General features: G+C 32.7%; 7 protein-coding genes and 1 pseudogene. 4 read left to right on the plus strand and 4 right to left on the minus strand.

Annotated features, from left to right (window positions below):
- Window positions 1-693, plus strand: a pseudogene (locus QZ143_RS04140) (cysteine protease); the annotation flags it as partial.
- 15 nt (window positions 694-708) lie between these two features.
- On the opposite strand, the gene QZ143_RS04145 reads toward QZ143_RS04140, so the two are convergent.
- A complete protein-coding gene (locus tag QZ143_RS04145; RefSeq protein ID WP_292605768.1) occupies window positions 709-1,086 on the minus strand; it encodes a hypothetical protein in 378 nt (125 codons plus the stop codon).
- A gap of 75 nt (window positions 1,087-1,161) precedes the next feature.
- On the opposite strand from QZ143_RS04145, the gene QZ143_RS04150 reads away from it, so the two are divergent.
- Window positions 1,162-2,616: a sodium-dependent transporter gene (locus QZ143_RS04150; protein ID WP_292881483.1), complete on the plus strand. Its 1,455-nt coding sequence runs from the start codon at window positions 1,162-1,164 to the stop codon at window positions 2,614-2,616.
- Between the two features lie 181 nt (window positions 2,617-2,797).
- Here QZ143_RS04150 and QZ143_RS04155 read toward each other — a convergent pair whose 3' ends face one another.
- The 3 genes from QZ143_RS04155 to QZ143_RS04165 form a co-directional block, all read right to left on the minus strand.
- The gene (locus QZ143_RS04155) at window positions 2,798-3,013 is read right to left on the minus strand and encodes a hypothetical protein (RefSeq protein WP_292881485.1); all 216 of its coding nucleotides are present in this window, start codon (window positions 3,011-3,013) and stop codon (window positions 2,798-2,800) included.
- 134 nt (window positions 3,014-3,147) lie between these two features.
- Entirely contained in the window at window positions 3,148-4,581 is a 1,434-nt protein-coding gene (locus QZ143_RS04160) for a DUF6056 family protein (protein ID WP_292881488.1), read from the minus strand.
- Window positions 4,582-4,688: 107 nt separating this feature from the next.
- A complete protein-coding gene (locus QZ143_RS04165; protein ID WP_292881491.1) occupies window positions 4,689-8,267 on the minus strand; it encodes a C1 family peptidase in 3,579 nt (1,192 codons plus the stop codon).
- A gap of 281 nt (window positions 8,268-8,548) precedes the next feature.
- Between QZ143_RS04165 and QZ143_RS04170 the strand changes: the two genes are divergently transcribed.
- Together QZ143_RS04170 and QZ143_RS04175 are read left to right on the plus strand one after the other, a co-directional pair.
- A complete protein-coding gene (locus QZ143_RS04170; protein ID WP_292881494.1) occupies window positions 8,549-13,990 on the plus strand; it encodes a right-handed parallel beta-helix repeat-containing protein in 5,442 nt (1,813 codons plus the stop codon).
- A gap of 190 nt (window positions 13,991-14,180) precedes the next feature.
- Window positions 14,181-17,522: right-handed parallel beta-helix repeat-containing protein (locus QZ143_RS04175; protein WP_292881497.1), on the plus strand; the 3,342-nt coding region annotated here is incomplete at its 3' end.

Raw genomic sequence — 17,522 nt, forward strand, 5'->3', positions numbered from 1 at the left:
TTTTTACTTAGTGATGCCATTTCTTCATATGGGAAATCTTATGTTGTTTCATGGATTAAAAGAGCCAACAGCTATGGAATGAAAGTTCATATATGGATGTTGGTGTGCTATAATGGTGGTGATTGGGTAAGTCCTGTCCGTGATGATGGATCATATAAACACGCTTTCATTAATCAAAAAATAAATGAGGCAAAATACTATGCTAAGATTAGTGGTGTAGCAGGGGTTCATCTTGACTATATGAGATATGGCGGTACTGCTCATAAACACATTAACGCTGTTCAATCCATTACATATATAGTTAAAAAGATAAGTTATGCTGTTCACAGCATTAAACCTAATGCAATTGTTTCTGTTGCTGTAATGCCTGAACCTAACATGATGCTTTATTATTATGGTCAGGATATTCCACAATTGAGCAAATATGCTGACGCTCTGCTTCCAATGGTCTATAAAAGTGCTTATGGTAAAAACACTAATTGGATTAAATCTGTAACCAAAACATTTGTCAAACAGTCAAATGGTGCTAAGATTTGGACTGGTATCGAATCATATAAGTCTGAAAATAATCCTGTTAGTTTGTCATATGATGCATTGATGAAAGATGCAAGGACTGCTATGGCTGGTGGTGCTGACGGCGTTGTAATATTCAGAATTGGTTTGACAAAGTATCTTAATTTTAAAAATGTATAGAAAACTTTGTTTTCTTTACCATTTTCTTTTTGATATAGCTTTTAATCTCTTTTTTTCTATATTTTTCTTTTTATCTGACTGGTATTGTTTTCGTTGTCGGTTGGTTGTAGTTTCATTGTTTCGCATGATGGTTACCAGGTCTATTGAATTGTCGCTGCATGCCATTAGTATTCTAATTTCTTTGTAATTTTTTGAACTTGGGGCATTATAAACAGCAGCATAAATGTTTTTTTCCACATGTTCCCAGCTGATTGGTTCTTCATTCATTAAACAGTCTATGACATAGCTCCTTTCAATTCCATTGTCATCCAATCTTTCCTGGAAGTGCCTGTTTTCAAAACACCAATTGATTCCTGCAGTATCTCCCATTATAAATTTATCAAATACATTCATGTTATTCACTACAATTAAATCTGTAATATTTATTATATATTACTTATAGAAATTTACATGTTAGAGGAATTTATCATGTCGGAACGAAATCAGTGGGATTCATCAATAGCATTTATTTTTGCAATGATTGGTGCGGCAGTAGGTCTTGGAAACATTTGGCGTTTCAGTTATGTTCTTTATTCTAATGGTGGGGGATCATTTTTCATTCCATACTTTATTGCAATTGCTATTATGGGTATTCCATTTTTAATATTAGAATATGGTGTGGGTTTCAGTTTCAAGGAATCGTTTTCAAAGATTATGAAGAAAATCAATCCTAAATTTGAGATTATTGCTTGGATACTGGTTCTTTTTGTGTTTATAGTTACAATTTATTATATGGTTATTTTAAGTTGGGATTTGGTATATCTTTTAAGCAGTTTCACTTTTAGTTGGGGAACTGATGCAGCGGCTTACTTTACTCAAAATGTCGGTGGAAGTTCAAATCTGTCCAATGTTGGCTTCTTATTGATTCCTACAACAGTCGGAGTATTGCTATTATGGGTTGTTTTATGGTTCATCGCTCATAGAAATGTTGATAAAGGAATAGGTAAGGTTTCTAAAATTCTCATTCCAGCTTTGTTTGTTATAATGGGGATAATAGTCATTTATGCTTTGACTTTGCCTGGTGCAGGAATTGGTGTTAATACTCTGCTCACTCCTGATTGGAGCAAACTTATGGATGTTAATATTTGGCTGGCCGCTTTTGCTCAAATCATATTTTCATTAAGTATGGGTCAGGCTATTGCTCTTACATATGCTAGTTATTTACCTGAAAACTCCAAATTGATTGATAATGTATTGATTGTTGTTGCATCCAACTCTGCTTTTGAAATATTTACTGCATTTGGTGTATTTTCAATTTTAGGTTACATGTCATTTACTTCGGGAACTCCTATGGTTCAATTAATTACTGAGGGTACTGGTTTAATTTTCATTGTTTTCCCAATGATTTTTAATATTATGGGCCCTATTGGACGTATTTTAGCTCCATTGCTGTTCTTGGCGATTTTATTTGCAGGAGTTACATCAGCATTAGGATTTTTCGAGCCGATGTTGAATTCAACTGCAGATAAATTAGGGTGGTCTCGTAAAAAAGCCGCAACTATTTTGGCAGTTATCGGTTGTGCATTTTCATTAATCTTAACTACAGGTATCAGTAGCTATTTGGTAGGAATTATTGATTCATTTGTAAATGAATTTGGAATATTGCTGTTAATTGGAGTACAATGTATTATATTTGCTTGGTTCTATGGTGTTGAACACTTTTTACCAGCATTAAATGAATTTTCCACTTTTTCAGTAGGTAAAACATGGATGTTTATAATTAAATACTTGCTTCCAATCGTTTTAATGGTGATGTGGGCAATAGGTATTGTTACATTATTCAGTTCTGCCAAACCATTTGAAATAATGATTGACTTGATTATTATTGTTATGGTTTTAGTATTTTCATTCCTACTTACTAAAGTTAAACCTGCCGGTGAATAATTAATTTTATTCACTTTTATTTTTTAATATATATCAGTAACTTAAAATTGTTCTTTTTTTCATTTCGATTTGTTTTAATTAAAATTATAATTAATTATTATTGTAGTTAGAGTACTCACTCATAAAATAATTATTCATTAATTTAATTATTTGTGATGGTTTGTGTGTGGCGTTATTCCAATCAATATGTTTTGTAGGCATCATAAGCTGCATATGCGGAATAAATTATGCTTATGAAATGTCCAAACGGATTGTTAATGAAAAAATAAATGAAAATGTTTAAAAATATCAATACTATAAACATTGCAATTCCCTTTTGCTTGTCTCCGTTAATTGCCTGACCAAGTCCAGGTATTATAAATGAGAGAACTGCATTCACCAATGCATCGTTAGCCATATTTTACCCTCCAAATTGAAATTAGTAACTTTAACTAGAATCTGCATTTCAGCATATTCTGATTGTTAATGTTATATTTTTTTAATTGATGTAAAATAATTTTTCTATTGTTGATGTTGGTTGCAACTGTGCAATTAAAAAATTCCATATTTGATAAATGAAATTGCAAAAACGATCAAATAATTTAATATTCCAATTATCAGGAATGTTTTTTCTAAAATGGACTGCCATTTTGTTGGAATTGCATTTTCATCATATAATTTTTTAACAATCATTAATATTAGGGCAATCAATGCAAAATAAAAGAATATTGTAACTCTTGCACCTGAAGGAAATACAACAGGGGAAAATCCAACAATAAATCTTGAAATGAATCCTCCAATGAATATGAACACCGGGAAGAGATTTTTTGGGAAAGCTTTAACAAGCATTATGCAACTGCTGATTAAAAGATAAAGGCTAATTATCACGACACTAATTGAATTCATGTTAAGTGCTGGAACACCTTCATAGGTGAATAACTTCAGTGTCTCTGTAAGGTAAGGAGTTGCACCAACGACATGTTTAAACATTTTCGGAATCACGATTAATGGTGAACTTTTAATGACATTTGAAAAGCTTCCAAGAGATTTCACGGAACTGTCTAAAATGGAAATGTCAATGAAAGCATTGAAAATTGTTATAAACAATATTAGGAAAATATTGAAGTAGCAAAAGTATTTTAAGTATTTATTATTTGATTTGATGATTGCATAGACACTCAAAATAATATAAAACAGTGGGAATATTATCTTCTGTTCTATTAATGTTCCAAATGTTGTAACAAGACCTAAATAGGATTTTTCAATAATTGTGAAATTGACAAATTCAGGATACCAGAAAGCAGCCTCGTGTGCAAATCGTATGCTGTTTCCAGGTGCTGTTAATATAAAAATTAGTGAAATGAGAGCTACTGCTGTAGCCATCAAATTAAATTTGTTGATGCTTTTTTTGTTAATTAGGGAGTTCAGCAAGTATAATAGGTTAAATCCAAATACCAATGCTCCGCTCTGCTCTTGATTTGCAGCATATAACAGTGCTAAAAATGAAATGATGTATATGTATTTATTTACCTTTTCACCATGGGCTTCATAAATCAGCGGTATGAATGATATCATTCCAAATGCAAAACACCATGAATAGTTGAGGGTTGTTGAAATCCAACCGGCACTTGCCATTTCATAAAATGGATACATCAAAAACAGCAGAACTCCAAGATAAGCAATTTTTTTTGAATAGTTTTTGTTTACTAATTTGATGATATAGTAGACTCCAACAGTATAAATTATAACATCCAATAGTTTCCAGACTATCATGTCTAGACGAGCTAAAATTACTAAAATACCGTCAATAATTAGTCTGCTAGACCAGTTATAATATCTATAATGGAGATAGTCAACTAAAGTTTGATTAGACAGGACTTTTGCATATTTGATGTCGTCTCCATTTAATCCCATAATTAAATGCAAAATCAGCATCAATACTGCAAAAAGGATAAATGGTGAATATTTTTTAATGTTATAATTCATATGTTCATATTTTTGTTTTTAAACTATATAAATTATCGCAGAATATTTCAATTAATTTGGAAAACAAGTCTTTTTAAAAATAAAAAAAGTGTTAGAGAAGTTAATCTCTAACGTCTAACTTTAAGTGTTGATTTTACAGCATCATATAAGTAACTTACTTTGATGGTGTATTTTTTGACTTTCAATTTATTGATAGCCGCTTTTTTGATGGTTACTTTAGCAATTCCCTTTTTGTTGGTTTTTCCTTTGTAGGTTTTACCATTAACCTTGAATTTCACAATTTTACTTTTAATTGCGGTTTTTCCTTTCTTAAGGGTAGCACTCAATACAAGTTTTTTAGCTGATTTTTTAACAGTTACAGTCTTTTTGGTTTTTAATACCTGTTTTACTGTTAATTTGTTTTTAACAGTTTGACCTTTGTAGGTAGCTTTTATGGTATATTTGCCAGGAGTGATTTTGGAAGGTATTTTCAAGGTTGCATATCCATTTTTATTGGTTTTTACCTTATATGTTTTTTTGCCGATTTTAATGGTTACGACTTGGTTTTTGCCCACAAATTGTCCGTTGTCATCTCTTACACGTACCTTGTATGTGTGTCCGTCATAGTAGTACATGTTTACATTTTTATTTCCAACGAATCTGGATACTATATTTATGGTTACCCTTAATTTTTCACCGGTTACTGGATTTACATAGTCAATGTAGTGTTTTCCGATTTTGCTTTTTGGATTGATAGGGTATTCATATATACCTTTTGCATCTGTTTCCTGGGTATATGATTTATTGTCAAATTTGAAGGTCACGTTAGTATTATTTAGAGGTTTTCCATTGGAGTCAAGGAACTGTACTCCGAATGTAGGTGATTTTGCATTGTATGCTATGGTCATACTTTTTTCGTCATTGGTGAAAAGGGTTGTTTTCACTATTACAGCACTTGAGAATGTTTGATTATGGTATGTTACAGTTACGAGATACTCTCCAGTAGGTAATACTCCTAATGATATGTTTCCAGTTCCATTGGTTATTTGTATGGTATAATTTTTATTATTGAAACTGGCTTGAATGGTGTCAACATCGCTAACGTTGTAAACTGTGAATACGGTTTCTTTATCATCGAAATATTTCACTACATCTTTGGTAATTACTGGACTGTGGTAAGTGTATGCTTTAATAGGAGCAACTACGTTTTTAGTTGAAAGATCAACAAATTTGCCGTTAACAATCATATAATTCACACCAGTTACAATAGGAGTTCTCATGCCTTCAGAGTATGGCACTGCACTGGATTTGATTCTGATTTCAAATGTGGAATTAGGATCTACTGCAATGTATTGGTTCAATTTGATTGTTTCATATCCTGCATGGGTTGATTTTCCACTTTGGGTGTAAACAGGACGGTCATTTAGGAATATTTTAATGGTATATGGAGTTTTTGCTTCTTCAAAGTAGGTTCCAACAGCAGCAATTATGTCTCCGCTTTCACTTTTATATATCTGTCCGTATGTATCGTAGTCGAATGTGCCTGAAATTCCGCTAAGTTCATTTTGGTAGAGTGTTTCATAGTGTTCGACATTGTCGAAAGTAAATCCTGATGCAAATCCTGTTAATGACTTATCATAGTATGAAAGGTAATAATATCCTCCATCTCCCCAGTCGGTTCCCCAACTGTTTTTACAAATCCATGCCCCATCACCCTCAGGCGTATGAGTAAAATTGTTTTTTGAGAAGTTATCGTCCCATCCGACTAATGTGACATAGTGGTTTCCATCGTATTTGGAGTTGTATGTAGAATTGTATTTTGGGCTGTAAGATGGGTCATCTGAACTTGCACCGTATACGAAAATGCTCAGTGCACCGTATGTTGTCAGATATTGCTTGATGGCATTCTTATCTTTCATGTTTATGTAAACGGCATTTACCGTACGGTATGCGTTATCAGGTGCATAGAGTATTGTGGAAATTTTTCCAAGCTCATCGTAGGTGTCATCTGATGTGTTAGCTGCTCCAAGCCAGCTTACAAAGTATGATGAAGTCATATATAAATTTCCTGATTCAATATTACCCACTCTTCCATATGGGGAATAACGTAATCCGAGGTTTTGAATATTGTTTTCAGAAATGTCTAATTCTATTCCGGTTGCAATTAAGAATGATGATTCAAATGCGCCTGCTGCTCCAAATGCCCAACATGAACCCATTGAACCTTGATTCTTAACAGGAGTAACCAATCCTAAATCATTTAAATTAAAGTATTTGTCTTTGGCAGAACCTGAAATAGGTTGCGGATTCAATATGATTTTTTCTCCGTTGTATCTGAGGGTATAGTTAAATCTTTTGTCATTTATTGTGCCTGCGTATTCTCCACAGTCTGTTATATTGGAACCTTCATCATCGAATCTGGTGTATATGTCATCTTTGGTGTTGTTTTTAAACTGTGAATTCTTGATTTTGTATAATGTGGAGTGGCTGTAAATCGCTCCGCCTTCACTTGCAATATTGTCTGTGAAAGTACACTCGTCAACGTTTGCGGTTTCATAGTCGAGAAGTACTGCTCCCCCGTATCCGTCGTTTTTATTTGCTTTGTTGTTTGTGAATGTGTTCTTGTTTAGGACTACTGTTGCATTTGAGGTATATATTGCTCCTCCGTTTTCTTTTGCAACATTGTTTGTGAATATGGAGTTGGCTATATCAAGGGTTCCTCCTAACTGGAGTATTGCTCCTCCAAACTCTGCAGAGTTTTTATCAAACAATGTGTTGTTGATTTTAACTACTCCACCATCGCAATTATCTCCATCACCGTTAATGTCTGCAAAGACTGCCCCAGCATTTTTGGCAGCGGTGATGTTTATAAATTCAGAGTCATCTATAACTAAAGAGACAAATTTCAATGTATTTCCACCTTTTATTGCAACGGCTCCAGCAGTTATATTTGCAACCAAATTAATGAATTTTGATTTTTTGATTGTTGTTCCGAAGCCTGTGTTGTATATTGCAGTTGCATATTTTGAGGTAGCGTTTGCAAAAACACTGTTTGTAACAGAAATGAAACAATCGCTTCCATAAATCATACTCCATTTTATTGGTTTTTTGTTTGTAAAAGTTGCATTGTCTATATTTATATTACTTAAACCTTTTCCAAATATTGCAGATCCTGCCTCTGGTGCTGTGTTGTCTATAAATCTGTCGTTAATACTGTTATAGGTACTCTTGTCGCTACAGTATACTGCACCTCCGTAATCTGCGGCATTTGTATTAATAAAGGTCACGTTTTCAGTAATCAGTGTGGCGCCTGTCAATATAATTGCGCTGTCATTGGTATTTTTCAAAATAAGATTTTTCAAAGTCAATGTGCTTTCTTTGGACACTTTAAACATGCTTGTTTTGCCATCAGCATCAATCACATGATTGTTTCCATTTATGGTATAGTTGGTTGTAAATAAGATGTGGTTTATCTTGTCAGTTTCTTTAAATTTGTAATCGTTTTCTAAAGTTATTGAATCATCTGACTTGTCTATTTCACTAAATAAATCGTCATATGATTTTTCGGAAGTATTGGAAAGGACATCCTGTGTGTCAGTCAGTTCCAATGTATCCTGCACTGTCTGATTTGCATCTTCAGCGCAGACGATTCCTACGGTCATTATCAATAAAAATAGAAAGATTATGCTTGATTTTATGAGTTTCAATTTAATCTTCTCCCTATTTTATGATTATAATTTTTGTATATTATTATATATAAATTATAAATTATTTTATTCAAATATTCAACATTTTGTTTAATTATTTGCTTATTTTTCTGTATTGCTATGTTTTGGTTTTTTTAGTGGTAATAATCATATTCCTTTTTTTACAATTATATTTTAATAAAATTTAAATATGCTTTATGTTAAAAATAGTTATCATGTATTCAAGTATATTTGAATGCTGTTATCAATTATGTTGAGGTAATATATTGAAATTTAGTAAAATGATTTTTCTAACAGTTGTTTTATTGGCTATTTTATCTCTTGGTGCTGTAAGTGCACAAGAGGCTAATGATTCACTTCAGTTAGATTCTAGTGATAATTTTATTTTAAATGACGATTCTACCACTCCTGTAAATAATGATAAGGCTGTCTATGTCGAAACTGACGGTGATGATACAGGATCAGGTAGTGAAAATAGCCCGTATGCTTCAATAAATAAGGCAATATCAAGCGTTAACGCATCTGATAATGCAGTTATCTATTTGGGCAACGGAAATTTTGTAGGTGAAAATAACACTGACTTGAGCATTAACCTTGCTCATAAAAACTATAATGGTAGTTTGACCATTATTGGTCAGGGTAGTAAAACTGTAATCGATGCAAATGGAACATCTCAAATCTTCAAATCCATAAGTGTTGATTCAATTGTAACATTAATGAACATTACTTTCATTAACGGTAAAGGTAACTTAGGTTCAGCCATTTCAAATTCAGGTGATTTGACTATTGACGGATGTACCTTTGAAAATAACTCTGCTATCACATATGCTACAGTTTACCAGGATGATTCAAATAATTTAAGAATATACAATTCCGTATTCAAAGGAAATACAGCTGATTCAGGTAACTCTGCAGTTTATTTCAATGAATATTCAGATTCTAAAAAATTTGAAGTTGAAATAGTTAATTCCACTTTCATCAATGGTACAACTTCATACAGATGGGCTGACTCTTCATGTGTCTATATTGAAAATCCAAATTATGTTTTGGTTGAAAATAACAGATTCATTTCAACCAGCGGTACTGGAAAAGGCAGTGCATTGTATGCAAGAAGTAATAATGGTAAAATTATTGGAAACACATTTAAAGACTGTTCCTATGATGGGTCCAGTGATGGTGCAATATTATACATTGCAGGTAATGGAGTATATCTTGAAGGGAATACCTTTGAAAACTTCACTTCAACTAATGAAGTTCCAATTTACGCTTTAATGAACTTCAATGCAAAATTGGCTTTCAATGACTTGTTGGTTGATGGAACTTCCTTCAAATTAACCTGTAACATAACCGATGATCAAAACAACCCAGTATCATCATATTACAAAGTTACATTTTTCTTAAACGGTACTAAAATAGGTGAAACCACTGCAAACAAAGGTATTGCTGCTTTGGATGTATCTAAATATTTGGATAATGGAAAATACAGCTTAACTGGTAGTTATGGTGATGAAAATCCATTAGAATGTGATGTTACTGATGGTACTGTTACTGTTGATTTCGATCACAATCCTGTCGAATATTGGGTTTCTGCTACTGGAGATGATGAAAACGGTACTGGTAGTGAAAGCAATCCTTTCAAAACTCTCAAACATGCATTGGATACTGCATTGACAGATTCTGTAGACATTACAATTCGTATGAAAGACGGTTTATACAATGAAACCGGTGATTATGGATTATCTTACAGTAATGTAGCTAAAATAGCAATTATTGGTGAAAACTATGGAAAAACAATAATCAGTGCCAATAATAATGGTCGTTTCGTAACTTTAGGCGTTAATACTGATGTGTACATGAAAAACTTGAAATTGGTAAATGCAACTGGCACATCTTACAGATCTTTTGATGTACGTTACTTGACTATGGAAAACTGTATTGTGGATAATGTACAAAGATTCTATGCACAAAGCAGTCCTTCCCATATCGTATTTAGAAATGTGACCTGGACCAATTCTCAACAACTAATGATGTATAATCCTGAAATTTATGATTCAGTCTTTGAAAACATTGTTTCTTCAGGTACTGGTAACCTCTGGCTTGCAACTGTAAGTAATGATGACTGGATTATTATTGAAAACTCCAAATTCATAAACATGACTTGTACTGGATATTCCGGTTCTGGTGTTGCATATGTCAGCGGTAACTTCAAAAGCACAAACAACTTATATGATTCTAACAAGGCTACTAGGGACTCCGGTGCTTTATATGTGACTGCTAATCAAATAATCTCCATTAATGATACATTTATCAACAACCATGCTGACGATAAATATGGTGCAGCTTCATTCTATCCAAATGGTGAAAATGCAACCTGCCATATTGAAAATGCTAAATTCATCAACAACACTGCAGGCACTAACGGTGGAGCTGTAGCTTTATACGGTGGAGAAGTCATTAATACAATATTTGAAAACAACATTGCAGGTGCTAAAGGTGGAGCAATTGTAATGCCTACCCATTCCTCATATATCTACTTGTATGATTTGACCTTAAGCGGTGTATCATTCAAAAACAACAATGCAACTGACGGTACTGATATTTATATAACTCCTTCTTCCAATGCAAACAATTTACACTGTAACTTAAACGGCATGACCGTAAAATTAAACGATTTAACTACCAAAACATTAGAGGATGAAGTTTCAGCTGAAGTAACCCATGAATCAGGTGCTGTCATCAGTGGAGGAATAGTTACCTTCTACATGGACGGTTCCCGTATGGGTGAAGGTGCTGTTGAAAACGGTGTTGCAAAATTAGACTTCTTAGGATTTAAAAACAACGGAACATTTGCATTATCCGGTAATTACAGCAATGAAGCTAAAGATACTAAATATGTAAACGGTACTATAACTGTTGTTTTAGACCCATTAAAAGATAATGTGACATTATATGTTTCCGATGCTAAGGGTGACGATGTAAAAGGTACTGGTAGTATTGATGCTCCTTATAAAACAATCCAAACAGCTTTAATCAACGGATACAAACAATCTGCTGTTATTGTTGTTCGTGTTTTAGAAGGAACTTACTCAGGTGAAGGAAACACCAATTTAACTGTTGCCAGTTCATTAGATATTACAATTGTTGGTGACGGTAGAAATAAAACACTTATTGATGGCAAGGACTTGGATTGGTTCTTGAACATCGCAACCGGTAATGGTATTGTTAAAGTGGCCAATATGACTGTGGCTAACGTAACAATGAACTATGTCGATGCTAAAAAATACAACCAACATCCTGCAATCTCCATTGAAAACGGTGCTGTTATCTCCATTGAAAATATGGAATTCATCAGATGTCACGGTACTGAAGGTGGAGCAATATTCAACGAAGGAACAATGTCTGTAAAAGATTCCCTGTTCTTCAACAATGGGGACTCCAACAACGGTGCTGCAATCAAAAACATGGGTACTTTAACAGTATATTCTTCTGAATTTATTGCAAACCATGCTAAATACTACTCAACCATCTACAACGATGGTGAAATGTTCTTATATGACTCTTTCATACAAGATTCCATGCGTGTAAACGGTTGGACAGGTAATGCGATGGTAATTGGTGGAAAAGGTAATATTACCATGGTTAACACCACCATTTCAAGATCTGGTAAAACCTGTGATGAATTAATCGGAGCAGGTCAAACCTGGGCAAACAATCCTGGATTTGCAATCTCCATCGGTTCAACAGGTAACGTAAAAGTGGTCAACTCCACAATCGATGGTAATGATATAAATTACAAAGCACAATACATCAGCAATGTTGCTTTCGGAGGTTCTGGAAGTATTGGAGTATTCGTGCCATATGGATTGGAAGTTGTAAACACCAAAATCCTAAACTTGAAAGACATCATTTCCGCTTCCAAAGGTAGCAACCTCATTGACTCATGTTACATCGAAAACGTAACATATGTCTCCGAAGGAACTTCATATGACTACAACATGACTGTAGTAAATTCCTACTTCGCTGACGGCACCACTATGGTAACCAAAAAGGATACCTCCAATGTGGTATTGAACAACAACTGGTGGGGCAGCAACGATAAGCCTGTATACAAAGTGGGCAGTGATGAAGTAAGTCCTGACACATGGTTGGTAATTGCATTGGATGTAAATGAGGTTGATGGATTACAACAAGATGTTATCTTATCATTCAAAGTATCTGACGGTGAAAATGTAACTGATTACGATGCTTCCGCATTTGCTAGACAATTCACAATTGCTGGTGAAAACGCTACCGTAAATGTCTCTGGCGGAGAAATAACTGACAAAGTAACTGTTCCTGTTGTTGCTCAGGAAGGCAAAGGATACAAAATTACTGCTAGTGTTGATAATCAGACTGTTGACCTAACAAGAATATATGCAGAAATCACTCCAAGTGCTGAACCTGTATATGTTGGTCAAAACGTAACTGTAGAAATTGCAGTTCCTGAAAATATAACTGGTAACGTTACTGTCACTATTGATGGTAAAAAATATGTAGCTACTGTCAACGGAACCAAAGCTATTGCAATCATTTCTGATTTAGCTATTGGAAATTATTCTGCTAGTGTTGCTTTAGTAAATGATGATGTTTACTTCTCTAAAGTAACTAACTTTGATATTAAAGTTCTCGGTATTGAAATCAATGCTCCAGATGTTGAAAAATACTTCAAAGGATCTCAAAAGTTAGTAATTACTGTAAAAGATAGTGATGGAAATGTTTTGGCTGGTGAAAAACTCTTAATAACCATTGATGGTAAAGAATATGATGCAACTACAAATGCTAGTGGTATTGCATCATTGGATTTAGATATGGCTGTGGGTAAATACACTGCAGAAATAGCACTCAATAGTACTAACGCTAGTGCAAGCATAACTATTAAGTCAACTGTTCCTGAAGAAAACGAAACTGAAGCTAAAGTTGCTAATAATGGATTTGAAGTTAAATTCATTGATTCTGAAGGTAATTCATTAGCTAATGCTTCTGTTGTCATGAGTGTAAACGGTAAAAACATTACCAAAACCACTGATGCAAATGGTATTGCTAAATTGACTAAAGCAGAAATCGGATCTAAAGCTGGTACCTACACTGTTACTGCTTATAATCCGGTCACTAACGAAACCGCTGTTTACAATGTTACAATCATTAACAGATTGACTGGTAATAAGAACATTAACATGTACTACTTCGATGGAACAAAATATTCCGTTAATGTATATGGTGATGACGGTAAACTTGTTGGCAAAAACCAAATTGTGGTTGTAAAAATAGGTAAGAAAACTTACAAAGTAAAAACCAATGCCAATGGTAAAGCTATTCTTAAAATACCTAATACAATTACACCAGGTAAATATACAATAACAGCTAAATACAAAGATCAAACTGTTAAAAACACTTTAAAAGTCAAACAAGTCTTAAAAACTACCAAAACAGTTAAAGTTAAAAAATCTGCTAAAAAATTAATTTTAAAAGCAACCCTTAAAAAAGGAAAAGTTGCTATTAAAAACAAAAAAATAACATTCAAATTTAAAGGTAAAACATATAAGGCAAAAACCAACAAAAAAGGTCTTGCTAAAGTTACCGTTAAGAAAAATGTTATTAAAAAATTAAAAGTAGGTAAAAAATACACTGTTAAAGTTACTTACTTAAAAGATACTGTAAAAGGAACTGTTAAAGTTAGAAAATAGGGTTTTAACCTAAACCTTATTTTCATTATTTTTTTTTAAAATTTCTATTTTTATCAAGTGTACTTGTTTTTTTGACAACTTTTAAATACATTGTTGTAAAAAAATTATAACATAATAAACTTTGAATTATTTTCAAAATAATTTGATTTAATTTTGAGGTGAAAATATTAAAAATAGAAATATTCTGGCATTGCTGTTAATTATTTGTGTTATTGGCTTAACTTTAAATGCAGTATCAGCTTTCAATGAAACTGATGGTGACAGTAATGTATTTTCCATAAATGAGAATATTGAACCTCAAAAAATTAAAATTTCAGATGATGGTGTCGTGGAGAGTAATTCTGATGCCAATAATTTAACTTCAGAAGGCGGAAACACATTTGAAATTACTCAAATTACTTATGAAAATTATTTCAATCCAAGAGACGGTACAATTTTGCCGAACAGTGGAATTACAAGTGGTGACACAATAAAAATAGGAAATATATCCAACAGGGCATTTGTCATAGACCGTCCACTCACTGTAATGCCAATCACTTCAAACGACAAGATTACAAATGGTTATATTCATTTAATCAAGGGTAGTGACGGTTCAACCATAACAAATCTTACAATTAACAATACAAAGGGCACATTGACATTTAGAGGTGCAACCGTCGGTCAATTGCATGGTATCTGGTTAACTAATTCCAATAATAATCTAATTTCATATAATACAATCAGAATTGCCAATACTGGGGGAGTTTATGCCATGCCTATGGGCTGGTCCAGCAATAACAGAATCATTTACAATGATATGAAAACTTATATTTCATCAAACATTATTATGGGCCAATGTCATTATAATTTAATATCTCATAACAGTCTTGAGGTATTGTCCTATTCTGACCTGTCCGTTACTAATTTAATTTACTTTAATCCGTTCAATCATGCAGATTATTCAGGTTCTCCATTATGTCTGGGCAATATAATTTCTTACAATTATCTTAAAGGATTTTGTACTCTTCCGATGTCCATCATTTTGCAGATGACTTATGCAAATCATGATGGAACTGTTGTTGCCAACAATACTATTTTCAAAGGGTCATTTGGTATTAATTTAAATGGTGACAATGTATCCGTTTATGGAAATGTTGTGGATAATAGTGCTACAGGCATAAATGTTGCTGGAAAAAATTTCAAGGTATATAACAACACTGTAAGCGGCAGCAATCAAAAAGCGGGAATTCAGGTAGCAAACAATGATAATTCAACTTCCAAGGTCTATGACAACAATGTTACATTTGTTGATGTCGTATCTGCCATGAGTATAACAGGCAATGTCGATGCACATGACAATATAATAAATGTCAGGAACTATGGAATAGGAATATCCATCAGTGAAGATGGGGCAAACGTTCATGACAACAGAATCAAGACAAACAATGATGATGGCATATCTATTTTGGGCAGTAACAATAAGGTTGACAATAATATAATAACTACCAATGCAAGGGGAGTTTCAATACCTGCAAAAGGAAACGGCATTAGATATTATAATAATACGATTTCACGAAACACCATTACAAGCGACAGCTATGGTGTTTACATTGCGGGATTGGTATACAATACGGTCATTGTTGACAATGTTATAGAGACAAATAGCAGTGTCGGTATTTACAAGGATATTACTGATGAACTGTCTACTCGTGAAGAGGACAATATGGTGAATGGTGTCATACTGAAATCCACTGCAGTAATCATTAACGATACCAACTATTATGATTTCTTTGATAAGGATGGAAATCTGATATATGAGTTTCCCGAAGGCAAAACAAAAGTACTAATATTAACATTCCTGACAAATAAGAATATAGTTCTAAATAAAAAAATTAATGTGATAAGTAATAAATTAAGTAATTTGCTATTTAACGTCACAATAACATTTAAAAATAACTCAAGCGGATCACTCATTCGTGATTTTAATTTTATAAACAATAACCGTAAAGCTATTGTACTTGATAACGTAAAGGATGTCAGCATTACTAAAAATAACATTAATGCTGAATTCAAAAAGGGAAGTTCGGATGATTCAGTTATCTTGATTAAAAATATTTGTGAAAATTCAATTTTCTCAAATAACAATATATTCATTAACTCCAAACGCAGCAATGTTTATGCAATTAAAGCAAATGATAATAATGTCTATCATGGATTTTTATTTGCTAACAATACCATAATTATGATTTCATCATCTGACTGTACTGCAATTTCTGCAGATTATTTGAGTGATTCTAAATTGAAATCAAACAATATTAATATTATATCCAACGGAACTTCATTAGGATTTGATTTATCTAACTCATTGGATGGTGTTGAACTGTCCGGCAATGAAATAATAATTCATGCGGATAAAAACGCATATTTAATCAAATTATCCAACGTTAATAATTCAACAATACAAGATAATAAGTTATATGCACAAGCAAGTGAAGCTTATGGAATCTATGCAGTTAATTTGGCAGATGTTTCATTTAATGGAAATAATATTTCAACTTTTGGATGTGGTGGAAATTCAATATCTGGTTCAAATTGCAATAATTTGATTGTATCTAATAATTTAATTCACACAAACACTTCAAATCCAATCTTATTCAATGAAAATGTCAAATCCAACTCATTCATCATTGATAATAATAATTATGGTGTCTATTTTGATAAAAATGGAAACTTAAAAAGTGATTTGATTGGTGAAAAAGCTACATTGATTTTAAATTTGACAAATAATCAGATGCTTAAAATCAACTCTGCTATTGAAATTTCTTCATTTGATGATGTTTCAGTATCGGCTTCCATAATATTTGGTGATAATGCTTCAAATTCAAAAATATATGGAATTAATTTTGTAAATGCTAGCATTACCTCAATCAATGCTTCAAATATTCAAATATTTAAAAATACTTTTTCAAACTCCACATTAACATTTTGTGCTGCTGAAAAGAGTATATTTAAAAACAATGATGTTTCAGAGGAATCCAAAATTATCATAAACAATGCAAAATCAATTCAAATTTTAAATAATACTTTCAATGTAACTTCCAGTAATTTAAAAGTCTTTTCTATTTTAAATGCTCAAAATACTTTAATTAAAGATAATATAATCAATGCAAGCTCAAATTCACTAGTTGTTATTTATTCCAATAATTCTTCTTGTGATGATATTAGAGGTAATGTAATAACTGCCATTGGGGATTCTTCTTATGCATATATGGCTTTGGATTCTAATTCTGCCCAGTTTATGGATAATAATGTTTATGTCAGTGGGGATGGGATAAAGCAGGCAGGAGTTTTATTGATAAACTCTTCAAACAATGAAATATCTCAAAATCGCATTATTTCACACTCTGAAAACCCTCATGAATATGCCGTTGAGATTATAAGCGATAAGAATCTTGACAACAAAGTTGTTAAAAATTATCTGATTAGTGCAAATGGTTTAAGATATGCCGATGAGGCTGTTAATGCAGAATTTGATATGGTTGATTTAAATACT

It is taken from the genome of Methanobrevibacter sp. UBA188, from assembly GCF_905234905.1.
Classification (GTDB): domain Archaea; phylum Methanobacteriota; class Methanobacteria; order Methanobacteriales; family Methanobacteriaceae; genus Methanocatella.